Raw genomic sequence first — 26,216 nt, 5'->3', positions numbered from 1 at the left:
ATTTTAATTGCCTTGTTATTTATTAATATAAATTAAGATTATTGTCCTGAAGCAACCGGAGATGATAATATCGGTGGTTTCGCCTGAGATTTCTGCTTTTTCTGAACCTCAATAGTTGATACAAGCAGGCTCGGTGAGCAAGCCGATACAGGTACTCCACCGGATTCAGCTCCGCAGATTCCGTTAAAAATTCCCATATCATCAGCTGCAGCAACTATATTTGCGAATGTCATAAGTGGGGTACCGATTAAATCAACACCACGAACCAGCTCGTCAGGACGGTCATCGGGGAAGACTTTATAAACAACCAGCGGAGTTACATTAAAAGCATTTGGAATTGTCCGGGATGTAAAAGTAAAACCACCGGAAACTTCCTCGAAATATAGCCCATAATCCTTGTTTTGTTTTTTTATTTCTGCTTTTAGCATATCTTTAAGCTGTTTGTTTGAAACAGCTTCCTTAGATTCAACTATTAAATTGGACTGCCGCGATACAGCCGAATATCCGGCCTGACGCCTGCCATGACCGTTGGAATTATTGAAGCCCTCTATAGGTGAGCGACTCATAAGAAAATTCTTGAAAATACCTTCCTCAACTGTAACTACACGCTTGCCGGGCATACCTTCATCATCATATTTGTAATAACCTGAAAGCTCTGTACCACGAAGATTATTCATAGTTGGGTCAAAAACAACATCTATAAATTCCGGTAAAATTTTCTTGTCAATTGATTTTTTAAATGTCTGGCTGGAATTTGGGTCTTTTTCGCGGTGACCTTCCACACGATGACCAAAAATTTCATGGAAAAATACGCCGGATGCTTCGCCTGATAATATTGCCGGACCCGAAAATGTCTCAGCAAGCGGAGCAAATCTTAATGCAGAAAGTAATTCTACCATTCGCTCAATATCTTTCATTACTGTTTCTGCTGAAGGGAGCCCATCGGGAGTAAACGAAAAGTAACTTTTGTAAAGAGGCAGGCTCATTCCGTCATCGGATTTTGTTGATGCACTGACGAACAAACGGCAAGCCGTTTCGTACCATTCCAATTTACTTCCTTCAGTTGAGATAAAATATTTGGCTTTATTCTCACCAGTGAATGAAACAGAACTGCTTAATATCCATGGGTATTTATTAAACTCAGCCGAAATTGATCGAGTATATTCTTCCCACTTTGATTTGTTGATTGCTATTTTACTTAATTCACCCTTATACTTTACAGGCTTTTCGCGGGAAAAGTCTGCCGACTCGTCATCTTCTTTCACTTTAACTGCCTGATTAGTGATTGCTTTGTCGAGTCTTTCGATTGCTGAACGGTATTTCTTGTCAATAGCAAACCAAACAGCATTTCGGATTGTTGACTCATCATCCTCGAGTGGAAGAAGAATTGTGCCTGCGCCACCACCAAAATTGAATGGATTACCGCGAATTATATGAGTATTATCGAACTCATAATCACCAACTCTTAAATCAATATCCAAAATTCGTGAATCATTATCGCTTGAATTTATCAACTTGCCGAATCTTGACGAAATGCTGACTGTTTCAACATCAGTAACATTGAGGGATATGAAATATGGCGGTTTTTCCTCTTTGGAAAGCACATCCATTGTGCGTTTAAGCTCTTTATCCATCGCTCGGAAAAGCGTTTCGGAATCATTTGAAAAAGCATTTACCGCATAAATAAATAAAATGAGTATTATCAGCGGGGATTTAATTATTGTCATTCCTGAGACTTATTTTAATAAAACATTTATATTGCAATAATATACGCAAATTAAACAGAATTATTGGAGTATCTTTATGGATTTAAATATAAGTAGGAGAAATATAATTTGATTTTGAATAATAATGCCGGTAGTCAAGTATATTATATCGTAAGATATTATATAGTTTACTTATATTTTGAATTGTCTTCAACCAAAATTTGAAATAGCTGCAGAACCTGATTTACATATTTTAGTTAGATTTGGTATTTGGACATCATTTTTCTCGAATTACTGTCAAGTTTGATCAGGAAAAGACTCAATCGGAATTGTGAACCAGAATTTACTACCTTTACCAATCGTACTGACCACACCAATCTCTCCGCCGTGCATTTCAACAAATTCTTTGCACAAAATCAATCCAAGCCCTGAACCTTTCTCATTAGAAGTGCCAATAGTGGTAGTACTGATATCTATTCTAAAGATTTTTTCAATATCTCCAGGTGACATTCCTATTCCATTGTCTTCGACTGAAATAAGTGCTTTTTTATCTTTAACTTCATAATAAATCTTTACTTCGCCATTAATATCAGTAAATTTAACTGCATTTGAAACAAGATTACGAACTATAGCATTAATTAAATTCGGATCAGCAAATATGATTGAATTTTCAATAGTATTATTGATTATCTTTATATTTTTATTCTCAGCTGCAGGATTCAAAAGATTTATATTGAATGAAACAATTGAATGAAAATCAAATGGTTCCGGGTTGAAATCAATTTTTCCTTTTTGAGTTCTTGACCACTCCAATAAATTTTCAAGGAGATTATATACTTTATCAGCAGACTCATTCATCAATCTCAAAAAATTAACTCGCTCTTCAGCAGAAAATTCATCATGTAAATCAAAGAGTGTTTTTGTTATATCACGAAAACTTCCAAGAGGATTTCTTAAATCATGTGCAATAATAGAGAAAAATTTATCCTTTGTGGCATTAAGCTGTTGTATATCTTTATAAGCAGCTTCCAGCTCACTCTTAGCCTGACTTATTTCTTCCTTTTGCTTAATTAGAACCAGATTTTCTTTCATTTTATTCTTAATCTGAAACCATAAAAGAATACCCGCAATAATTACAAGTACCACAATTATTATAAGGAGATAGTTAATCAGCTGATTAAAAATACTCTCTTTTTTTAGTAAATTAAATTCATTCTCTTTCGCTTGAAGTGAACGCTCGACTTCTATTGCTGAGATATTTTGCTGATACCTTAATTTTCCGGTTATTTTCTCAAGTTCATACAAATTGAATAAATATTTTATAAGCGAATCTTTCTTATTCAGCTCTTTGTAAATATTTACAGCTGCTTCATAAGCATTATACAACTCATAATCAGAGTGTCTGCCATCAAGCATTTCAATTGATTTGGTTATGTAGCTGATTGCTTCTTTTGACTTTCCGTGCTTAAGATTAAGGTCAGCAAGGGATGTGTAATTTTCGGCAGCCTCAGAAATTTCTCCTGTAGGCAATAGCCACTCCAGAGATTTATTAAAATAATAGGCGCTTGAATCATAATTATTTCTTAGCATGAATAAATCGCCTAAATTATTGAAATTATTTGCCATTACTGCTGTATCAAGTTTGTCTGCAATAGAAAGGCTTAGGTGATAATAATGAAATGCGCTATCAATTCTACCCATATCTCTTAAAATATCACCATAATGATTCATCACTTTCGATTTTTCTCTAACATTGGTATCAGGAATAAACTCGAGTGCTTTAGCAAAATAATGACTTGATTTATCAAAATCTTTCATGTGCCTGTAAGCCGCTCCTATGCTACGGTAAACGATACCTAAATATTCATTGTTCCCTGCTTTTAGGAAATATTGTTCAGCTTTAAAATATTGTTGAATTGCTTTCTCAGACAGTCTTTTCCTGCCATAAAAAAAACCGGTATAGAGTTCTGCAAGAGCAAAAAGCCCGGGAGATTCTTTTTCGTTTTCAATTTTTTTAAGTAAATCGGCTTCAAAAATAAGGGAATCCGGATTATTATTTAATAAATCATCAAATTTCTCTTTATAGTCCACGAACTGATTGGAATAGAGAGATACTGCATTAATGCAAATAATAATAAATAAACTTAATACAATTTTCATAATTTCAAAATAATTTTTAATATCTTTGCAAAGTACTCAAAATTTATTAAATAGAGAGTAATTTTTTTTTATTTCACGAGATTAAGGTTGATATTTTTTTATATAAATTTAAAATGTTGTAGAAATTGAGCGCAAAAACAATCAAAAATGAATTTTTCTTCCAAGGAATTATCTCTTGATTAAATCATTCAAATACTTATAAATGCTTTGAGGTACTAAATCTTTTACATCTTGGTTCTGATTAAGGAGTTTTCTTATATTTTCAGATGATATATCCAAAAGCGGAGTATCCAAAAAAATTACCTTTTCTGAATTATAGAATAAGTACTCCGTTAATACATCATTGATAGAATTATTTTCAATATCACGACCTGCGATACATAGTTTTACCTTATCCAGAATGAGTTTCCAGTCTTTCCATTTATGAAAACTAACCCATTGGTCAGACCCAATCAGCAAACAGAGTTCAGATCTATGCCCAAATTTATCAACAAAATAATTTATAGTATCAATGGTAAATGATGTATCGCCTTTCGTAATTTCATAATCGTCAACAAAGATTTTATCCAAATTGGTGGCGACGAGATTCAGCATCTGAATTCTCTGGCTGTCACTGAACATAAAATCACCTCTTTCTTTAAAAGGTGATTTATATGCCGGAACTAAATATACCGCATCAAGATTTAAAATATCCCGAAAGTGCCCTGCCAAGTCAATATGTGCATTATGAACCGGATTGAATGAGCCGCCGTATATTCCAATTTTCATTTATTATCCAATTATCAGGAATGTTTCTTAAGAATTTCACGCGCAATTACTAATTGCTGAATTTCAGATGTTCCTTCGTAAATCTCTGTAACTTTTGCATCACGCATCATTCTCTCAACCTGATACTCTCTGACATAGCCGTAACCACCATGAATCTGCACAGCTTCTCTTGTAACTTCGTTTGCAATAGTAGAAGCAAAAAGCTTTGCCTGTGATGCTTCCTGTATATGGTCTTTGCCATTATCTTTGAGCCATGCTGCTTTGAGAGTGAGTAGTCTTGCGGCATCAATTTTCATCGCCATCTGAGCAAGTTTTGCCTGAATAAGCTGATGCTCAGCAATCGGCTTGCCCATTGTTTTGCGTTCCAGAGAATATTTTACAGCAAGTTCAAATGCCCCCTGAGCAATTCCGACAGATTGAGAAGCTATACCAATTCGTCCGCCGTTAAGCCCTCGCATAGCTATATAAAAGCCCTCGCCTACAGAACCAATCAGGTTGTCATTACTTACTTTTACATTAGTCAGTCCAATTGAGCAAGTTTCGCTTGATCGCATACCCATTTTGTCTTCTTTCAGACCCGGTTCCAGACCGGGAGCATCCTTTGGAATAGCGAAGCAAACTATACCTTTGTGCTTTAGTTCAGGATTCGATTGAGCAAAAACAATATGAACATCAGCATTTTTCGCAGTTGAAATCCAGTTTTTTGTACCGTTAATAGTCCAGTATCCATCGCTGTATTCTGCAAGTGTATGTTGGTCGCGTGCATCTGAACCGGCTTCAGGTTCACTCAGACAGTATGCACCAAGATATTTTCCTTCAGCAAGCGGCTTGAGATATGTTTCTTTAAGATAATGATTTCCGTAATTTTCCAAAATCCAACATACAAGCGAATTTTGAACGGAAGTAGCGATTGCTATACTTGCATCAACTTTGGCAAACTCTTCAAGTGCCAGCACATAACTCACAGCGTCAAGTCCACTTCCACCCCAATCAGGCGATACCATCATACCAAGAAATCCGAGTTCGCCCATTTTCATTAGAATATCGCGTGGAAATTCTGTAGAAATATCCCGCTGAATAACTCCTGGAGCTATTTCTTCTCTTGCAAATTTTCTTGCTGCATCCTGAATTTGTTCTTGTATTTCACTCAGTTCAAAAGAAATCATTACTTATCTCCGATTAAATTTCTAAAAATCATTTTCATATAATCATAATTAACTATTTAGATGGATATTTATTTAATCATAATGAAACAAAATCTACTTTTATCAGTCTTATTACATATTAACTATGTTTTTAAACAAATTGATTTTATATTTATTCAGGAGTTATATTCATGTTAAATATACTTAAGTTATCAATAGTTGCATTAATGGCTGCTTTTATATCACTTTCTGCACAGCCAAAACTATTCATCGAAAACAACTCAGTTCATGACTGGGGAAACGTCAAGCCTGAGCAAGGCGTTTTAAAAGGTGATATCAAATTACATAACAAAGGCGACAAGACTCTGGAAATCAAAAGGGTTAAGCCGGGTTGCGGATGTACTACCGATTCGCTTGATACCGACATTATTGCTCCGGGGAAATTCGCTACTTTAAGAGTAAATCTTAATATTTCCGGTTATCAGGGTAATACTGTTAAATCAGTAAGAATATCTTCAAATGACCCTGAAAAACCTGAGCAGAATTTACTTTTAAAATGTAATGTTGTAGTACATGTTGGTACTGCACCAAAATATCTGGGCTTCAACAGATTGATCGTAGATGAGGAATCATCAACGCGCTCAGTTATTACGAACAATACGGATAAACCAATCAAAATTATAAATTTTTCACTAAGAATGGCTTCTAAAGATATTGACCCTACCGAACTTAAACATAATATCAGAAGAAATACAATTATCGAACCTAAAGCTTCTTATACTGTTGAAATGAAATATAAGCCAAAGAAAACCGGCAGACTTCAGTCTACTTTGACTATCCAAACTGACAGCAAGGAATCCCCAACAATAGAATTACCAATTTGGGGTAACATTATAGAACCACAAACCGGCAAAAATTAATTTCAATAATTTATTATATTAAAAAAACTGCTTCATTACTTGCATTTTGAAGCAGTTTTTTTATTATAAATACTGAATATTTTTAGCTAAATTCAAAAAAACTAATCTGCTTAATACTAATCAACAAAATAATTCGTATTTTCATTTTATTAATTATATATTTGCTTTTTGATTTTTTCCTAATTCTGAAAATTCGTTTTTATAATAAATGGAGTTAATATGCTTTCTAACCATAACCTGAAAGTAAAATATGATTCTGATGATGTTGATGTTTTAGAAGCATATCAGCATGAAACTAACGGGCAGTATGGTGCAGCAATTGAGCATTACCATAAAGCTTTAGAGAGGAACCCTGAACTTGGCATTGTACATAAACATCTTGGCAATGCATATTACCGCTTGGGCAATATGGATGATGCTGTAAAGCATTTAGAAATTGCTACAAGTTTTTTACCCGAATTCCCAACAGTATATTATGAATTAGGTCTTGCATATTATAGAATAGGCAGTATCAAGAAAGGATTGAAATTTCTTGCAAAAGTAATTGAACTTGACAAGGAATTCATTATGGCTTATTACTGGTCAGGGATTTTGTCTTATCACTGTGGTCACCTAAACGACGCCCATGGGTTTTTCAAGCATGTTACAAGAAATAATCCAAAGTTTCTGGTTGCTTTTTTTCATCTTGGTGTTGTATGCCTTAGACTTGGTCTGTATGAAGAAGCTGCAGCGAGCTTGAATAAGGTTGTAACGGATAATCCTGAAAGTCCTTCTGCCTATGCACTTCTTGGTGATGCTTACTTAAGTCTGGACAGAAGATTTGATGCAAGAACTGCATACCGTAAAGCTTTAGAGCTCGACCCGGATGACATCAAAGCAAGGAATGGGCTGTCCCATCTGGATGACTTTGGCGAAACTGTGATTTGATTTCATAGAATACATATAATGAAAAAAGCCCTGACAATAATATAATTTGCAGGGCTATTTTATTACGATTATAATCATAACAACATTTCTGTCGGAAATGTTACTTTTAAATATTTATACTAATTCTCAAAAACCAGTGTTTCGGCTGTTTCGCGTTTTCCGTGAACTACATTAAGTGCTTTGAAAGTACGTTTGTCCTGAACTCTTGCTTCAAATTCATCCCGGAATTTCAGTATAAATCCTCTCACGGGCCAAGCCGCTGCATCACCAAGAGCGCAGATAGTATTGCCTTCGATATTATCGCAAACAGAAAGAAGTAAATCAAGGTCTTGTCTTGTTCCTTCACCCTTACTGATACGTTTCAGGATTTTTTCCATCCAGCCACAACCTTCGCGGCAAGGAGTACACTGCCCGCATGATTCGTGATGATAGAAGTGTGCAATTCTCTGGGTAATTTTAACAATATCTGTGTCTTCATCCATTACCATTACTCCGGCAGTACCGATATGAGTGCCCAATTTCTTGAGTGATTCTTCATCCATCAGTATGTCGTCAATTTCGTCACCTCTGAGCGGAGGCATTGATGAGCCGCCCGGAATAACTGCCTTGATTTTTTTATCGCCGGGCACACCCCCGCATACTTCATAAATTAATTTCTTGAGCGGAAAGCCGGTAGGCAGTTCGTAAACTCCTGGTTTGTTAACATGGCCGCTAACACCAAAAAGTATAGTTCCGGGATGACCTTCAGCACCGATTTTAGCATATTCTGCAGCACCGATTCTGAATATAGCGGGGACAGTTGCAATAGTTTCCACATTATTGATGGTTGTAGGCATCTGCCATAATCCTACTTGAGCAGGAAATGGCGGTTTGAATCTCGGGTAACCTCTGTCGCCTTCGAGTGAGTTCATCAGTGAAGTTTCCTCACCGCATATATAAGCACCGGCACCTTTGTGTACATAAATATCAATTGTATAATCAGAGCCGAATTTTTCTTTCATTTTCTCACCGATATAACCTGCAGAGTATGCCTCGTCAACTGCATCCTGCATACAATTTACCCATTTATGGTATTCACCGCGGATGTAAATATAAGCGGCTTTAATACCCATAGCATATCCGGCAATAAGTATGCCTTCAATCAACTGATGGGGATTGTATTCAAAAATCTGTCTGTCTTTAAATGAACCCGGCTCGGATTCATCTCCGTTAATAGCAAGATATTTCGGTTTATCATTGCCTTTTGGCATGAAACTCCATTTTAATCCCGTTGGAAAGCAGGCGCCACCACGACCACGAAGTTTGGAAGCTTTCACTTCATTGATTACTTCGTCTTTAGTCATTTGACATGCTTTGCGATATTGTTCGTAGCCACCATTTGCAACATAGACATCTATTTTATGCAAATCAGTTATATCAGGTAACAACAGTTTAGGAAAATTTTCACTCATATTTATTACTCGAAAAATTATATAATTTCATATTTTTAAAAATATTTTTCATTTTTGTAAAATACAAATTTGAAAAATAAGCAAATTTACTTAATTTTACAATCAGTTTTGTTACAAAAATAAAAATAATTATTTAAATTGAACTTATCAGATATTTTTGGAGACGTATTTACTTCATGGTTCTTGATACCATTTTTAATTTTTCTTGCAAGAATTTTAGATGTCAGTATAGGAACCATAAGAATTATACTCATTGCAAAGGGATTGAAGAAGATTGCACCTATTTTAGGATTTCTGGAATCATTTATATGGATTATCGCTGTAAGCCAGATTATGCTTAATCTCAATAACTTTTATTACTATTTTGCTTATTCTATGGGATTTGCCACGGGCACTTATTTTGGGATTGTTTTGGAAGAGAAATTATCTTTGGGATTTGTTATTGTTAGAGTGATAACTTATAAAGATGCTACCGAACTTGTAAGACATCTGAGAGAGTCCAACCATCCTGCAACAGTCATTGACGCAGAAGGTCAAAATGGAGACGTCAAAGTAATATTTCTTGTTATTAAACGCTCAAGCAGTGCTGATCTTATCCAATCAATCAAGCATTATAATCCTAATGCTTTTTATACAATTGAGGATGTCAAATTTGTTAGTGGAGGGGTATTTCCCTCGCAAACCAATCCAATGTTTGCAGGCAAGTATTTCAGATTTATAACGAGGAAAAAATAAATATGGTGATGTTAGGTGTAATTACCGACAAACGTGGATTTAACGGCGAAATGAGTGTTAGCAATCTCATAGCCGAGAGAATTGAAGTTCCGGCTGATATTGATGTATCAGTCGGATATTCTGAAAGATTTTCACATAAGTATAAATTAGTCTATTGGAAATCAGGCAAGAGAAGTGCTAAGCTAAGGCTTGAAGGAATCACAAGTGATGAAAGAACCAAGGCGCTTATGGAAATGGGTGTTTTCGTTGAAGAAGATATGCTTAAGAAAAGCAATCCCGAAACGACTTTTTCTCATGAAATTGTCGGGCTTATGGCAATTGATAATTCTACCAAAAATGAAATCGGACTGGTCGCTGATTTGATTATGCTTCCGGCAAATGATGTTATCGTTATTGATACAGGGTTGACAATACTTAGTCTTCCCTTTGTTGAAGAATTTATTGCAGATATTGATCTGAACGCCGGAAAATTATTTCTAAATCTGCCTGATGGAGTTGAAGAACTTGAAGAGCCAAAAACAGGTGCAGGCAATGATTCAATTGATTAGAATTGATATTCTCTCGGCTGTGCCTGAAATAATGGAATCAGCAATTAATGCAAGCATCATCAAAAATGCCAGAAACAAAGGCATTGCGGAGATTATTTTGCACAATTTGCATGACTATGCTGATAATAAATTTAAACATATAGATGATTATCCCTTTGGTGGTGCTGCCGGTATGCTTATTAAATGTCAGCCGGTTTTCGATTGTATCGAAAAGCTGAAAGAAGAACGTGATTACAATGAAATTATCTATATGTCAGCTGATGGTGAAAATCTAAATCAAACAATTTGCAATGAACTATCACTTAAATCAAATATTATAATTATCGCCGGACACTACAAAGGTATTGACCAGAGGATTCGCGATACTTTCGTAACACGCGAAATCTCGGTCGGTGACTATGTACTGAGCGGTGGAGAGCTCCCGGCTATTGTTCTTACTGATGCTATCGTAAGACTACTTCCGGGAGTGCTCGGAGATTTATCTTCAGCTCTTGAAGATTCATATCAGGATGGTCTTCTTGAGCCGCCAAGATATACAAGACCGGCTGATTTCCGCGGCAAAAAAGTACCGGAGATTCTCCTTTCAGGTGACCCGAAAAAAATCCGTGATTGGGAAATTGAAAAATCAATTGAAAAAACAAAGCTCAGAAAACCTTATTTACTTGAGTAAAAATTCAATCTGGAAATTTATTCTTTGCCTGAATTCCGAAAATGTTTCGGGATAAAGCCTATTGTTGTACAGAAGTAATCCGCCATTGATAATATTTATAAACAAATCAAGCATTTCTCTGGATTTATCACCAAATATACTCCCGAACTCTGTACCAAATACATTTTGGTGCATTTTCAGTAATGCATGATTATAATTTTTAATATCACCAATTGATTTTTTTCCTGATAAAAATAATAAATTATAAATACCGCTATATTGAACAAAATATTCAATATACTTACCGGATTTAAACTTAATTCTGTCGGATGGATTAGTGCTTTCAGGAGTATTTTCAAGAACATATTCTTCACATTCTGCAATAAATTCAAGTCCGCTTTGAGTTACTAACTCCTTGATATCTTTAAAATATTTATACAGTGTACCAAATGAGTATCCTGCATTATCAGCAATACTTCTGACTGTTAGAGCATCTACTCCCTCAGATTTAATAATATTCTTTGTACTTTCCAGAAAGTAACGGAGTAATCTCTCTGTTTGAATATCCTTTTTAGACATTTTAATAATTCCTTTAATAATAAGCAACAATGTTATTTAAATATAACGTAGTTAACGTATTGATAATAAATATATTATAAGCATTGTATAATGATTTAATAATAAAAAATTATTTTCTTTTTCAAGTTCTCGTAAACAATAATATTAAAACTTTTTATAAAAATAATTAATTAATTGGAAAATTAAATAAATAGTCGTATTTTTATATCAGATGAATTTGTCTGATTTAAAAAACTTTTGGAGAATTACTATGAGTTACAAAAAATACTGGTATATTTTAAGTGCAGTAATCGGTATTTCGTTCGCCGTATTGCTTTATTATGGCGGAGAAATCTACCGTGAAAAACCGCCCATCCCTTTGAAGATAATAGATGCTAACGGCAATCTGATTGCAGAAAGCGAAGACATACTTGACGGACAAAATGTATGGCATTCTACGGGTGGTCAGCAACTGGGCTCTGTTTGGGGACATGGAGCATACATTGCTCCGGACTGGACAGCAGACTGGCTCCACAGAGAAGCAGTTTTTATACTGAATGACTTTAGTAGAGCCGAATTTGGCGTTGAGTATGAAAAACTTGATGTCGAAAAGAAAGCAGCACTGAAAGCGAGATTAATCAAGGACATAAGATTCAATTCTTACGACCCTGAAACAGAAACTGTAGCAATATCTGAAGTCAGAGCAAGAGCATATCAGTCAAACAGCGAGCATTACAGAAAGCTCTTTATGAATGACCCTGAGTATCTCGAGTTGCGAAAAGCGTATGCAATGAAAAATAATACAATCCAGGATGAAGATAGAATGGAAAAGTTAAATGCGTTCTTCTTCTGGACTGCATGGGCGGCAGTAACTCAACGTCCCGGACAGGATATATCCTATACTAATAACTGGCCCCACGAAGAATTAGTAGAAAATAAACCGGCAGGAAGTCTTATGCTCTGGACAGGTTTCAGCGTAATTATGCTTATAGCCGGTATTGGTGGAATGATATTCCTGCATGCATCTACGAAAGAAGACCACCCTGATTCCTATCCAGTTACTAATCCGATGGCTGGACTTACCATCACCCCATCAATGCATGCAATACTGAAATATTTGTGGGTTGTGGTATTGTTAATTGTAGCACAGATAATTTCAGGTATTGTAACAGCTCACTATGGTGTTGAAGGTCAGGCTTTCTATTCAATCCCGATTGCTGATTTTATGCCTTACAGTCTTACACGTACCTGGCACGTTCAGCTTGGGATATTCTGGATTGCTACTTCATGGCTTGCAACCGGAATGTTCATTGCTCCGGCTATTTCAGGTTATGAGCCGAAATATCAAAAATTTGGGGTGAATTTCCTGTTTATAGCTCTTTTAATTATAGTTGTCGGCTCTCTTGCAGGTCAATGGTTCGGAATTATGCAGAAATTAGGTTATACTGCAAACTTCTGGTTCGGTCACCAAGGTTTGGAATATGTTGATTTAGGGCGATTCTGGCAGATATTCCTCTTCGTAGGTTTAATAATATGGTTAGTACTGATGTTCAGACCACTTATGCCTGCCATCAAAAAAGCTGATGAGAACAAACCCTTGCTGATACTTTTTGCAATATCAATCATCGCAATAGCTCTTTTCTATGGTGCAGGATTGATGTGGGGACAGCGCACTCATCTTGCTATTACTGAGTACTGGCGCTGGTGGGTGGTACATCTCTGGGTTGAAGGTTTCTTTGAAGTTTTTGCAACTGTTGTAATTGCATTCTTATTTGTGAAACTTGGTTTGCTTAAAATAAAGACCGCAACAGTCGCATCATTAACATCTACTACAGTATTCCTGTCCGGTGGTATATTAGGTACATTTCATCACCTGTATTTTTCGGGAACACCAATCGAAGTACTGGCTCTTGGAGCAACATTCAGCGCTCTGGAGGTCGTGCCTCTTGTGATGATTGGCTTTGAAGTATTTCATAATCTGAAAATAAGTAAAGCAACTGTTTGGCTTGAAAAATATAAATGGGCAATATACAGCTTCATTGCAGTTGCCTTTTGGAATCTTGTAGGTGCCGGAATTTTTGGCTTTTTGATTAATCCGCCTATTGCATTATACTATATGCAGGGCTTAAATACAACGCCACTCCACGGTCATACTGCACTTTTCGGAGTATATGGAATGTTGGGTATCGGATTGATGCTATTTGTTCTCCGCAGTATGAATACAGAGATCGCGTGGAATGAGAAACTGTTAAAATATTCATTCTGGAGTATAAATATTGGTCTTGCGGCAATGGCATTACTCAGTTTGCTTCCGGTCGGACTTTTGCAGACAATAGCAAGTGTAAATCACGGATTATGGTATGCACGTTCAGCTGAATTTTTGCAGACACCGGTTGTAGGTTTCTTCAAGTGGATGCGTGTTTTTGGTGATACTATTTTCGCAATTGGTGCAATCGGATTTGCCTGGTTCGTATTGACATTAAAAGTTAATAGAAAGTAGAAAGAACTATCGCAGATAAAAATAAATCCATCGTATGAAAAATATACGGTGGATTTTTTTATAAAAATGGAAAACATTTAAAATATTTTAAAATAAAATTTGGAAATTAATTGAAAATGAATTAAGTTGCATATAGGAATCAGCACTTTGATAATTTATTTTAATGATTTGGGGCTTTATCATGTACAAATTAACAAAATTTGTACCAATTTTATAAATTTTTGGAGGATTTTTTATGATGTCGAATATTTACTTAGTAGCTGCTCGCAGAGCTGCAGAGCAGCAGAGCAGCAGAGCAGCAGAGCAGCAGAGCAGCAGAGCAGCAGAGCAGGTTTAATGGTTCTACTTTATTCTTTACAATAATAGTTGCAATTATGATTTGTTATCATAATTCATACTCTTTAACAACGTGTCCCGAAGGAGTTTGTTGTTGGTGTGTCAGTGTAGATTATAGACCGGCTGACAATTGCTGTGTTGAGATTTCTGCATACAACCTGGATTGTGACGCCAATTTTAAGTTCCAATACTATAATCCTGTTACCCAACAATATGAAACAAAACATTTAGAAGGAGTTTATAATGATACAGTTAAGTTCATTATTTGTCCTGAAAATGGGGAAACTATTTTAAAATTCAGAGTTTCGGTTGTTGATACGGGAGATGAAAATAAGTACTGGTGTAATACAGGATTCTATCGCGAAGAAGGGTGGAATTCATTTACCTTTGAAACTGATGCCAGCCAGTGCTGCGAATGTCCTCCTCATCAAAATACTTGGTTTACCGTTCAAGCTTTTGCAGACCCAAGTTGTCCTGATGGATGCCGATACGTTCATACCCTAAATATACCTGAGAATATTACTTGTTATAAATATTACTCTTATGAAAATATCCCACAAGGCATTAATGATATTAATATAAACAGAAGTCTTACAAATGAACCTATTTCGATGTATGATGGTTGTATGCCTTATGGTACAACTACATCACCGGCGATAATGCTGCAACGCTATCCTAATGACCCGGAAGCTTGTGAGATGTTTGCTGAAGCAATATGTGATACTACTATAGCACCTGATCCTGATGTTCCTGACCCTTGTTCAACAGATTGTGCAGGAATATGGGATTTGAGAACAATTGATATGCCATTGGATGTTGATTGTAACGCGAAAATTTACTATTATACAAGAGACAACTGTGGTAAACAGGAATTAGAAATTACTATGATTTCGATAAGTGGCCCGGGATGTAGTAGCAGTTATAATAATGCTTCATTAATGAGAAAGGCTTTTAATTTTATTGTTTATGAAAATCAGATGCAATTTCAACCTCAAGATCCAGGTCAATGTGATACTACTTGGCAGGTAGGTTCAGGTGGCTGTTGGGCGTCATACTATTTGTATTATTGGAAAATCGTATTTCCAGACCCAATGCCTGACCCAACTCAAAATCCATTTCCCATATTCGTTCGCGACTCAATACTTCATCATGTGAAATGTGATTCTACAGACTGTTGTTTTATCCCAATTAAAGTTTGTAGGTATCCTGATGGTATTAGAGTTTATCGTGATATTGGACCACTTCACAGCAATTGTGATTCTATTAAGACTACTGACATTTATGGAAGACAATTTGACTGTGCTCCTAATTGTAACTGGTTAGATTCCCTTGAAATAGAACCATGGTCTCCCCCAGTGTATGAGAATATTATGTTAAATAAAAATATTATTAAGAATTTAAATAACAAGGAAATACATACTCAATGGGTTAATTCAAAATTAGGACTTACTTACTTTAAACCGGACATTACGAGTGCTTCTATTAAAATATTCGATCTACAGGGCAGAGTAATTAAGAATATTCAATTGAAAACAACTAATAATGTAACAAATGAAGAATTCGATTTTTCAGATTTGAATAACGGTATTTATTTTTATAATATTTATTTTGATGGTGTTGTTATCAAATCCGACAAAATTATTATTATAAAATAGACACTAATAAAAAGGAGAAACTAATGATTTTCCACAGATTGCTTATACTTGTTATTTTAATATTGCTTTCTTATATAAATAACTCATTTGCAGAAATCACTTGGGCACAGAAAAATATTCCTGCAAAAGATATGATGTACCGAAGTCTGATATGTGCAGATAACAGTAATTGTTATTGTCTTACAGCTATGCAAGGTTATACAGGAGTTTTGAAATCAGAGAATCCACAAAGACTTTGGCGAAGTAAGTTGAATGAGTTTTATACAAAAGTGGATACATTTCCCCGACCTAAATATTCTAAAGCGTATGAAATTGCTGCACCTTTTAACGGGCATGTTTTTTTGGCATCAGACCGAGGTATGATACGAAGAACAAAGGACGATTTTAAAACTATGGATACAGTTCGTCTTATACTTCATGAAGAATGGGAAGAAGAAAATTTATATGCTTCAGGTATAAGACATATATCTATGGTTGATACAAATTATGGTGTAGCTTCAACCTCAAAACAAATGTTTTTCACCAGAGACGGGTGGAATACTTTTGATAGTATTCCGGGTCCTTTGGAACATAAACCTGACGGCTATATAATGGCATTAGGACTTGGTGCTGGGAATCCATTATATATGATTGACAGTAATAATTTTTTACTTTATGTTAAATTTTATCATAATCCCAGTCAATTTGTCTTTATAAGTAAATCAGGAATAGCAAAAACAAGCAATCGTGGAAAATCATGGGACTTTTTTACTTTATGTGATAACGATACACATGAACAACCAGTATATTATGTCATACGCTTCGACTTTGTAAATGACAAAATTGGTTGGGCAGTAGGTAGTGGTAGAATTGGTAATGATTCATCCTATGTCTATAAAACAACGGATGGTGGTTTAAACTGGAAGGTTCAACTTGCATATTCTGACCCATTTGTATTTGAACTTAATAATTTGTTCTTTCGTGATTCACTTCACGGATTTGTATTAGGTAGAATCGGAAAAATACTTTCCACATACGATGGCGGAGAGACCTGGAATGATGAAAATCCAAATATGTCAAGCGAATGGAGTCATGGTAAATCACTTATGAGTGGTGATTTTGCGGGCGATATACCCATGTTAAGTTGTCTTGATGATGGAATATTCGTCGGCACTTATAATACATCATCAGTTGATTATCAGGATGGTGGATTTGGTTTATACCCCAACCCTGCAAGTGATTATATTACAATTTCTATCCCTGAAATCAACCCTACGGTTAACCGCAGGGTTGATGGGTTGGTTGATAAAGTGCAGATATTTGATATGCTTGGAATTGAAGTCATATCTACCCCGTCAGCTGCGCTGACACCCACGGGTGAGGGGAATTTAAGAATTGATGTCTCTCATTTGCCGGCAGGAGTGTATTTCATAAGAATTGGAAGTTATTTTGATAAATTCATTAAAATGGAGAGATAGAGATGAAAAGAATAGCAATAATTATCATATTTTTTATGTTGTATTTTGTAATCGGCTCAGTATCTAATGAGATACTTATAAAAGAAATTGCATCAAAAGTCAATATTGAAAATATTGAACAGATAATCAAGGATTTGTCAGGCGAAAACACTGTGATTGTTGATGGACAGGAGATTAAATTTATTAACAGGTATTACAAGTCAGACCTTAATAAATTAGCTGCAAAGTATATAACAAATAAATTAGCCGAATATGGTTATGATGCACACTTTGTATCAGTATTTCCTTCAAACTGGACTGTTTCTTTGGAAACCTCTTATGCTATTAAGCCCGGAAGAACTAAACCTCAAAATGTTGTTTTATTTTCAGCTAACTTTGATACACGCTATTCATTAATGGTAGATCCACTAACTGATACATTGCCCGGTGCAAATTTAAATGCTACAGGTATTGCCATTATGCTCGAAGCAGCAAGAATCTTGAAAAGTTACGAAAATGAGAAAACTATTGTATTTGCAGGATTTGATGATGTTTATGATTCAGGTTATGGTCCCGGTCATTTGTTGGATTCTTTAAATAAATCAGATATTGAATTTCAGGAGAATATTTTTCTTACGGGTTTAGGAAGAGAACTTTTCCAAAATGAAAATACATTTTTTACTTCAGATACTGTAAAAGCATCTCATCTTGTATCCACTTTTAAATTCTCCACTGAGGTTTTGAATCTGAATACTTTTAAAAACAATACAGTTAAAGGCTTTGCTACACTTAGGTCGCAATTACCTCATGTTTCTGACCTAACTTTTACTAATTCTTACAGAGCAATAGATAGCATTGCTTCCGGTATAAATGATAAGTTCGAAAATTTGAATTTAGATTATTTGTATGATAACTCAAAAATAGCAATTTCTTCATTATCGGTTTTGGCAGAAGTAATCTCTAAAAATACTTCCGTAAATTCTAAAGAAGCAACAGAATTAGGGATCTATCCCAACCCGGCAAGTGATTTCATTACAATTTCTATCCCTGAAATCAACCCTACGGTTAACCGCAGGGTTGATGGGTTGGTTGATAAAGTGCAGATATTTGATATGCTTGGAATTGAAGTCATATCTACCCCGTCAGCTGCGCTGACACCCACGGGTGAGGGGAATTTAAGAATTGATGTCTCTCATTTGCCGGCAGGAGTGTATTTCATTAGGATTGGCACACGTGTAGAGAAATTTGTGAAGATGTAAATCAGTTTAATTTTATAGAGTTAATTTTATAGATGGACTCCACTTTGTCAGTGTAGTCCATCTGCTTTTTGATTAATCCGCCTATTGCATTATACTATATGCAGGGCTTAAACACAACGCCACTCCACGGTCATACTGCACTTTTCGGAGTATATGGAATGTTGGGTATCGGATTGATGCTTTTCGTTCTCCGCAGTATGAATACAGAGATCGCGTGGAATGAGAAACTGTTAAAATATTCATTCTGGAGTATAAATATTGGTCTTGCGGCAATGGCATTACTCAGTTTGCTTCCGGTCGGACTTTTGCAGACAATAGCAAGTGTAAATCACGGATTATGGTATGCACGTTCAGCTGAATTTTTGCAGACACCGGTTGTAGGTTTCTTCAAGTGGATGCGTGTTTTTGGTGATACTATTTTCGCAATTGGTGCAATCGGATTTGCCTGGTTCGTATTGACATTAAAAGTTAATAGAAAGTAGAAAGAACTATCGCAGATAAAAATAAATCCATCGTATGAAAAATATACGGTGGATTTTTTTATAAAAATGGAAAACATTTAAAATATTTTAAAATAAAATTTGGAAATTAATTGAAAATGAATTAAGTTGCATATAGGAATCAGCACTTTGATAATTTATTTTAATGATTTGGGGCTTTATCATGTACAAATTAACAAAATTTGTACCAATTTTATAAATTTTTGGAGGATTTTTTATGATGTCGAATATTTACTTAGTAGCTGCTCGCAGAGCAGCAGAGCAGCAGAGCAGCAGAGCAGCAGAGCAGCAGAGCAGCAGAGCAGCAGAGCAGCAGTTATTACATAACAGCTTTTCAAAATATTTACTGATAGCAGCTATTATGATTCTATTTTTGTCAAATTATAACAAAGCAATATCAGATGAAATAAGTAGTAGTTTATGCTGTGACTATATTGATGTGAATTTCACTGATACTACAAATTGTTGTGTTTTTATTGAAATTTATAATCCCTACTGTTCTGCAAAAATCCTGTTTCAGTTGTTTAATCCAATAACGCAAGAGTATGAAACAGTTGACTACAATGATTCTTATAATTCAAATATCAGCTTCTTAATATGTCCGAAATATGGATTGGACATCTTTGAAATAAGAGTCGCTTTCATTGACCCGGGAACAAGTAACTATTTCTGTATTTGGAGTTCAGAACCTGCCGAGGGTTACAATTCATATTCTTATTCAAGAGATGCCAGCCAGTGCTGCGAATGTCCTGATGAAACCACTAATGGCTGGTTTACAACTACGGTTGGACCTAATCCCGATTTATGTCCTGATGGATGTGCCGTTGTTCATAATCTTAATATTCCTGATAACATTACTTGCTTTAAATACTACTATTACGATAATCTGCCTATGAATGTTATTGCTTCAGAGCCACCTCATAGTATAGAAACTTATCCTATATCAAATTATAACGGATGTATTAATCCGGGTGAAACAAGTGAAGCATATATAACACTTCTCAGGTATCCGGGCGACCCTAATCCATGCATTCTTTCACATACCAAATTTTGTGATACAACAAATATTCCTGACACAATTGATATTGATTTACCCGAACCATGTATGACAGAATGTGAGGGAGAAACTTGGGAATATCATGTAGCAATCTACCCATCTGATATTTGCCCGGGATGTAATGTTCAAGTAAATTATGTTACAAGAACTTGCCAAGGCAAGCAAGAATTGGAAATACTTGCATTAGTTAGAAAAAATTGGCAATGTGAGTTATGCAGCAAGGATTTGTTGATGAAAGAAGCTTTCGGAAAAATTATTAATATGAACGAAATGCAATTTAAACCTCAACAACCAGGTCAATGTGATACTACTTGGCAGGTAGGTTCAGGTGGCTGTTGGGCAACTTATCCTGAGTACTATATGAGAAGAGCTGACCCGATATTAGACCCTACTTATAATCCTTTCGATTTTGTGATTGATTCTGTTATGGTGTCTGTAAAATGTGATAGTTCTGATTGTTGTATATTGCCAATCACAGTTTGCAAGGATTCAAATGGTGTGCATGTAATGCCAAATATTGTACCGGATTGGCTTTCAATTTGTGGTTTTAATTTCATAAACATTTGGGGAAATTTGTATTTTTGTTTGCCAAATTGTGATTGGATGCTATTAATAGGTGATTTTTACCCTTTAGCAATAAATAAAAAATTAATTGAAAATTTCAACATTGAAAATATAAATACTACAATCGGTACTATTAATTACAATAAAGAAAGTATTGATTTAAGTAAATACATAAAAAAAGGTCAGAAAGCAGAACTTAAAATTTATAATTTGCATGGTTCTGTGATTCATAATATTGTGTTTACTGATACAAACAAACATCTTAATCTTAACACTATAAACCTTTCAAACGGTGTTTATTTTTATTCACTTGTTATTGATGGTATTTCAGTTAAGACTGAGAAAGTGATTATTGTCAATTAACTTTAAATACAGAGCTACTTTTCATAAAAGTAGCTCTACCTTTTGGGAGAAAAATGAAATGAAATTATTTGTATTAATTATTCTTATTACCTGTCATAGCACATTGCAAAGTCAAATAAATTGGGAACGAACAAAAACTGTTGCTCAATTGGAAGATTTTTTGTACATTAATTGTCTTGGAAGCAAATGTTATGTATTAGGACATCATTTTGAGGATTTGATAAATGTAATTAGTTCTTCTGACTATGGCGAAACCTGGAATCAGGTTTATAGTTCTTATACAATTCCGTACCTTGCTTATGGATGTGCAATGTCCTGTCCATCACCGGGAGTAGTTTATATATCAACGGATTTCCCTGTTTTATTACGTACATTGGATGATTTTAAAACGATGGATACAATACCTTTAAGAGATTCAATCCACCCTTCTAAGAAAGAATATTTCAGAAGTCTCAGTATGTCTGATTCGCTTTCCGGTATAACTTTTTCACTTACCTCATTATTTAAAACAACCGATGGATGGAAAACTATTGAAGACTTAACTGATATAAGATATAGTTCTATTATTCCCGAGGGCTATACTATGTACTTTGGAGGTTTATTTGGCAATACAGCCCATACATTTGACAAAGATAATATTTTACTCAACATAAATGCTCTTAAGTATGTAACTCAATATGAAGCAATTAGGTATAATTATATTTCAAGATCAAGCGATGGCGGTAAAACATGGAATATGTTTGAGTTAGCAAATCAGGAAACCTTAAATGACACTTCAGTCATTTTATATGATTTTCATTTTTTAGATAAAATGACAGGGTGGGCATTGGCTCTAAGATATAATGTAAAAGTTTATCCCAGAGTGGAACATAATATAGTTTATAAAACAACTGATGGTGGATTTAATTGGGAAATAATATGGGAGGATGATCCGCATATTAGTCGGGAACTATTCAGTATTAGCTTCAGAGATTCAGAATTCGGCATAGCAGCTGGGCGTATTGGAACTATAATGGCTACTTATGATGGAGGTAGGAATTGGATTGATGTTACAGATTCCAATATCACAGCCCACCAAATGAGCAAAAGAGCAGTTCAAAGAGTTGCATTTGCAGGTGAAAACCCTATTCTTGTAACAATTGGCGATGGTATTCTAAAGGGATATTATACAACTTCATTTCTAGATAATAATGAATCATTTCATAATATCTATCCCAACCCCGCAAGTGATTTCATTACAATTTCTATCCCTGAAATCAACCCTACGGTTAACCGCAGGGTTGATGGGTTGGTTGATAAAGTGCAGATATTTGATATGCTTGGAATTGAAGTCATATCCACCCCGTCAGCTGCGCTGACACCCACGGGTGAGGGGAATTTAAGAATTGATGTCTCTCATTTGCCGGCAGGAGTGTATTTCATAAGAATTGGAAGTTATTTTGATAAATTCATTAAAATGGAGAGATAGAGATGAAAATTCGATTTATTATAATTGGTTTAATTTTCATAACATTTGTACCATCCATATTAAATTCACAAATTGAATGGGACAGGGTTCGAACAAATAGTGAGTATGTGCAATCAATTGACTGTGCAAACGGTAGTCTTTGTGCTGCTTTAGCACATAAGTCTTTTTATAGAAGACTTATGTATTCTACTAACGCTGGTTTAAATTGGGATGTACTATACGATGATGTGAATCAACCAAACAAACCATTTCCACTGACTTCAACCAATATTTCATATCCTGTTGGGGATAAAATATTTATTGGTTCAAGTGATGCACATTTGATTATTCATAACTTGATTACTAATATTCATGATACAATTATTTTTGTAAGTCAGAAACATACAGGAAAAATAAATATGCCTGTATGGGATATTGATATGTATAACAATTTATCAGGAATAGCCGGATTTCCTGCTTATGTTTTTATAACAAATGATGGTTGGAATAGTTACCGTGAGTTAATTTTTGATGAAGAAATGATACCTGAAGGATTCAGTGTTCGTAATAGTAATACTCCGACAAAATTTGTATGTTCAATTGATGAAAGAAATTTCTTTGTGAGTGTGATTTTTCACAAGAAAATAACTGAGCAATTTCTTGAAACAAAATCAGTAATAGCAAAAACAAGTAATTTTGGAGATACCTGGCATCTAACAACATTGTTTGAAAGGAAAACGATGGATGAGCCATATATATTTATAAAGAATATATATTTCTTCGATAAATCAACTGGCTGGATTATAGCAACAGAAGATGACAATGTTGAAAAAGACCAAAAAAAGTCTGTACTTCTCAAAACCATTGATGGCGGTGAAAGTTGGCAAGTTATCTATGAATTTATGGATTCAAGTTCAACATTCAGCAATATTTCCTTTCATAATTTAGATATTGGTATTTTAGTCGGTTCAAACGGCTTAATACTTAGAACGACCGATGGTGGCAACTCGTGGATAAATGAAAGTCCTGAGGATGTTAGTCAAAAGCAAAACAGAGTTTATCAATTTATCACATTTTTAGGAGAAAATCCTCTGTTAGCCACTTCAAATGATGGTATTTTTAAAGGGAAACTACCTTTATCTGTAAATTCTAAAGAAGCAACAGAATTAGGGATCTATCCCAACCCGGCATACTCATTCATCACTCTAAGTCACGATATGATACAACATTACGAACGATACAAAATTTACGATATTAAAGGCAGGAAATTGCAAAGTGAGTTGTTGTCAAGCTATCGTATAGATATTTCCGGTCTTGAGCAGGGAACGTATTATTTGCAGCTTTACAATAGTTCCGGCTTATCTGTTACAAGCGGTTTTGTGAAAATAGGTAATTGATAGAAAAATTATGGCACCACACATAAAGTTGGGATTTATTTTATCTCTATATTTGCAGTAGGTTCAATCGGCTTTGCCTGGTTTTTGATAATGCAAATATTAAATAAATTATTTAAATAATATTATTATTCAATCCGCTTTTATAACTTAGTATAAAAGCGGATTTTTTCTTATTTTTGTAATACTTATAAATTTGAAAATGGAAAAAAGATGAATAAGTCAACCGACAATTTTGGATTTTATCGTGTTGCAGCAGTCAGTCCTGAGCTCAGGATTGCAAATCCTGAATTTAATACCAATGAAATTGCAAGAATAATCTCAGAAAATAAAGCTGCTTTGTATGTTTTTCCGGAGCTGAGCATTAGCGGATATTCTTGTCAGGATTTGTTTTTTCAAAAGAAACTTTTGAAATCTGTAGAGCAGTCACTGGTTGAATTATGCAAAATCAGCAAGAAATCAGGGGCAGTCATAATTGTCGGCGCACCACTCGAAACTGAATCCCGACTTTTTAATACCGCTGTGGTTATTTCAGGCGGGAAAATTGCCGGAGTAGTTCCGAAAACATATCTTTGCAATCATTTGGAATATTATGAGGAAAGGTGGTTTGCCTCAGAATTTGACAGAGATACTGAAACAATAATGATTGGCAATGAGGAAGTTCCTTTCGGCGGGGATTTAATCTTTGAGAATATTTTCGATAAAAGATTCAAAATTGGTATAGAGATTTGCGAGGATATGTGGTCTCCAAAGCCGCCTGCAGGTGATTTATCTGTATCAGGAGCAACAGTTCTGGTTAACTTATCTGCAAGCAACGAATATTTAGGCAAGTCTGACTACAGGTTAAATAATGTCAAAATGCACTCCGGAAGATATTTAGCAGCATTGATTTACTCATCTTCAGGTGTATGGGAATCATCAGCAGAAACAGTATTTGCAGGCAAATCAATGATATTTGAAAATGCATCACTTCTTGCTAAGACTGATAATTATTCTTTCAAATCTGAAATATGTATTGCTGATATAGATATCGAAAGGTTGATAAATGACCGCCTTAAAAACAATACTTTTTCCGGGACTTCATCGGATATGGATTTCAGGATTGTTCGGATTGAAATTCAAGCAAATCTGAATCAGCCACTAATGCGTAAAATATCCAAAACACCATTTGTACCTGAAGATGAAAGCTCTATCAATAAAGTGTGCTCCGAAATAATTGATATACAGGTAGCAGGACTTGCTCGCAGGCTTGCCCACATATCATCGAAAAACGCTGTGATAGGAATATCCGGCGGTCTGGATTCCACTTTGGCACTGATTGTAACATATTTTGCGTTCAAAAAATTAAATCTTGATACAAAGGGAATTCATGCTGTTACGATGCCGGGATTTGGTACAACTCAACGCACAAAAAATAACGCTCTGAGATTAGCCGAAAAGCTGGGGCTAAATACATTGGAAATATCAATAAATGATAGTGTCAAACTGCATTTTGAAGAAATCGGACACGACCCTGAAATTCATGATGTGGTCTATGAAAATGCTCAAGCCCGCAAAAGAACCCACATACTTATGGACCTCGCAAATAAATATAACGGGATTGTAATCGGCACAGGCGATTTGAGCGAGACTGCACTCGGTTGGTGTACATATAATGGCGACCACATGTCAATGTATGGTGTTAATTCGGGTGTACCGAAGACACTTGTCCGCTATCTTATCGAATGGTATGCACGCACTAATGGAGACCTCGAGATTTCAGAAATTCTAAATGATATTTCAAATACTCCGATTTCACCTGAGCTACTTCCTCCGGATGAAGCCGGAAATATTGCTCAGGAAACAGAATCTGCAATCGGTCCTTATATACTACACGACTTTTTTCTTTATTATGCCGTAAGACATTCATTTCAGCCTGAGAAAATTTTATTTTTAGCCGGAATCGCATTTGATGGAATATATGATAAGAAATTTATAAAAAATACTTTAAATACTTTCTTTAAGCGATTTTTTGGAAATCAATTTAAACGAAATACTCAGCCTGACGGACCCAAAATCGGTACTGTTGCACTATCGCCAAGAGCTGACTGGCGTATGCCGCCTGATGCTGACTCAAAAATCTGGATGTTGGATTAGTA

General features: G+C 35.2%; 20 protein-coding genes. 14 read left to right on the top strand and 6 right to left on the bottom strand.

Going from position 1 to position 26,216, the window contains the following annotated elements; translation table 11 throughout:
- Positions 1-38: 38 nt before the first annotated feature.
- The 4 genes from KF896_08525 to KF896_08510 form a co-directional block, all read right to left on the bottom strand.
- Complete coding sequence (locus KF896_08525) at positions 39-1,727, bottom strand: hypothetical protein (protein ID MBX3043747.1); 1,689 nt, start codon at positions 1,725-1,727, stop codon at positions 39-41.
- Positions 1,728-2,003: 276 nt separating this feature from the next.
- Positions 2,004-3,866 carry a tetratricopeptide repeat-containing sensor histidine kinase gene (locus KF896_08520; GenBank protein MBX3043746.1) on the bottom strand — a complete coding sequence of 621 codons (1,863 nt, stop codon included), beginning with the start codon at positions 3,864-3,866 and terminating at the stop codon, positions 2,004-2,006.
- A 168-nt stretch (positions 3,867-4,034) separates the two neighbouring features.
- Positions 4,035-4,634: a nicotinate (nicotinamide) nucleotide adenylyltransferase gene (nadD, locus tag KF896_08515; GenBank protein ID MBX3043745.1), complete on the bottom strand. Its 600-nt coding sequence runs from the start codon at positions 4,632-4,634 to the stop codon at positions 4,035-4,037.
- A 14-nt stretch (positions 4,635-4,648) separates the two neighbouring features.
- Positions 4,649-5,797 carry an acyl-CoA dehydrogenase family protein gene (locus tag KF896_08510; GenBank protein MBX3043744.1) on the bottom strand — a complete coding sequence of 383 codons (1,149 nt, stop codon included), beginning with the start codon at positions 5,795-5,797 and terminating at the stop codon, positions 4,649-4,651.
- Positions 5,798-5,970: 173 nt separating this feature from the next.
- On the opposite strand from KF896_08510, the gene KF896_08505 reads away from it, so the two are divergent.
- Together KF896_08505 and KF896_08500 are read left to right on the top strand one after the other, a co-directional pair.
- The gene (locus tag KF896_08505) at positions 5,971-6,699 is read left to right on the top strand and encodes a DUF1573 domain-containing protein (protein MBX3043743.1); all 729 of its coding nucleotides are present in this window, start codon (positions 5,971-5,973) and stop codon (positions 6,697-6,699) included.
- 219 nt (positions 6,700-6,918) lie between these two features.
- Positions 6,919-7,626, top strand: a complete 708-nt coding sequence (locus KF896_08500; protein MBX3043742.1) for a tetratricopeptide repeat protein — start codon at positions 6,919-6,921, stop codon at positions 7,624-7,626.
- A gap of 119 nt (positions 7,627-7,745) precedes the next feature.
- Here the strand turns inward: KF896_08500 and nuoF are convergent, their stop codons facing one another.
- Positions 7,746-9,077, bottom strand: a complete 1,332-nt coding sequence (gene nuoF / locus KF896_08495) for an NADH-quinone oxidoreductase subunit NuoF (protein ID MBX3043741.1) — start codon at positions 9,075-9,077, stop codon at positions 7,746-7,748.
- A gap of 153 nt (positions 9,078-9,230) precedes the next feature.
- Here nuoF and KF896_08490 point away from each other — a divergent pair, with 153 nt between their 5' ends.
- The 3 genes from KF896_08490 to trmD are packed head-to-tail and all read left to right on the top strand — an operon-like array spanning position 9,231 to position 11,030.
- Positions 9,231-9,812 carry a DUF2179 domain-containing protein gene (locus tag KF896_08490; protein ID MBX3043740.1) on the top strand — a complete coding sequence of 194 codons (582 nt, stop codon included), beginning with the start codon at positions 9,231-9,233 and terminating at the stop codon, positions 9,810-9,812.
- Between the two features lie 8 nt (positions 9,813-9,820).
- Positions 9,821-10,360, top strand: coding sequence for a 16S rRNA processing protein RimM (gene rimM, locus KF896_08485; protein ID MBX3043739.1), 540 nt, complete (start codon positions 9,821-9,823; stop codon positions 10,358-10,360).
- Positions 10,356-11,030 (top strand): tRNA (guanosine(37)-N1)-methyltransferase TrmD, encoded by a 675-nt coding sequence (trmD, locus tag KF896_08480; protein ID MBX3043738.1) that lies wholly within the window; start codon positions 10,356-10,358, stop codon positions 11,028-11,030. Before rimM ends, trmD begins: the two co-directional genes overlap by 5 nt.
- Here the strand turns inward: trmD and KF896_08475 are convergent.
- Positions 11,019-11,588 (bottom strand): TetR/AcrR family transcriptional regulator, encoded by a 570-nt coding sequence (locus KF896_08475; GenBank protein ID MBX3043737.1) that lies wholly within the window; start codon positions 11,586-11,588, stop codon positions 11,019-11,021. The genes trmD and KF896_08475 overlap by 12 nt on opposite strands.
- Before the next feature lie 250 nt (positions 11,589-11,838).
- On the opposite strand from KF896_08475, the gene KF896_08470 reads away from it, so the two are divergent.
- From KF896_08470 to KF896_08430, 9 genes are all read left to right on the top strand, one after another.
- Positions 11,839-14,067: a nitric-oxide reductase large subunit gene (locus tag KF896_08470; protein ID MBX3043736.1), complete on the top strand. Its 2,229-nt coding sequence runs from the start codon at positions 11,839-11,841 to the stop codon at positions 14,065-14,067.
- A gap of 374 nt (positions 14,068-14,441) precedes the next feature.
- A complete protein-coding gene (locus tag KF896_08465; protein MBX3043735.1) occupies positions 14,442-16,058 on the top strand; it encodes a T9SS type A sorting domain-containing protein in 1,617 nt (538 codons plus the stop codon).
- Positions 16,059-16,081: 23 nt separating this feature from the next.
- Entirely contained in the window at positions 16,082-17,515 is a 1,434-nt protein-coding gene (locus tag KF896_08460) for a T9SS type A sorting domain-containing protein (protein MBX3043734.1), read from the top strand.
- Between the two features lie 2 nt (positions 17,516-17,517).
- Positions 17,518-18,753 carry a T9SS type A sorting domain-containing protein gene (locus KF896_08455; protein MBX3043733.1) on the top strand — a complete coding sequence of 412 codons (1,236 nt, stop codon included), beginning with the start codon at positions 17,518-17,520 and terminating at the stop codon, positions 18,751-18,753.
- A 98-nt stretch (positions 18,754-18,851) separates the two neighbouring features.
- Positions 18,852-19,235, top strand: a complete 384-nt coding sequence (locus KF896_08450; GenBank protein MBX3043732.1) for a cbb3-type cytochrome c oxidase subunit I — start codon at positions 18,852-18,854, stop codon at positions 19,233-19,235.
- Positions 19,236-19,470: 235 nt separating this feature from the next.
- Positions 19,471-21,237 carry a T9SS type A sorting domain-containing protein gene (locus KF896_08445; protein ID MBX3043731.1) on the top strand — a complete coding sequence of 589 codons (1,767 nt, stop codon included), beginning with the start codon at positions 19,471-19,473 and terminating at the stop codon, positions 21,235-21,237.
- Positions 21,238-21,295: 58 nt separating this feature from the next.
- Positions 21,296-22,705, top strand: coding sequence for a T9SS type A sorting domain-containing protein (locus tag KF896_08440; GenBank protein ID MBX3043730.1), 1,410 nt, complete (start codon positions 21,296-21,298; stop codon positions 22,703-22,705).
- A gap of 2 nt (positions 22,706-22,707) precedes the next feature.
- Positions 22,708-24,081 carry a T9SS type A sorting domain-containing protein gene (locus tag KF896_08435; protein MBX3043729.1) on the top strand — a complete coding sequence of 458 codons (1,374 nt, stop codon included), beginning with the start codon at positions 22,708-22,710 and terminating at the stop codon, positions 24,079-24,081.
- A gap of 210 nt (positions 24,082-24,291) precedes the next feature.
- Positions 24,292-26,214 (top strand): NAD(+) synthase, encoded by a 1,923-nt coding sequence (locus KF896_08430; GenBank protein MBX3043728.1) that lies wholly within the window; start codon positions 24,292-24,294, stop codon positions 26,212-26,214.
- Positions 26,215-26,216 lie beyond the last annotated feature (2 nt).

The sequence above is a fragment of the Ignavibacteriota bacterium genome (assembly GCA_019637995.1).
Classification (GTDB): Bacteria; Bacteroidota; Ignavibacteria; order Kapaibacteriales; family UBA2268; genus JANJTB01.
Note: the sequence above shows the minus strand (reverse complement) of the source record. Positions and strands in the feature narration are given on the sequence as shown.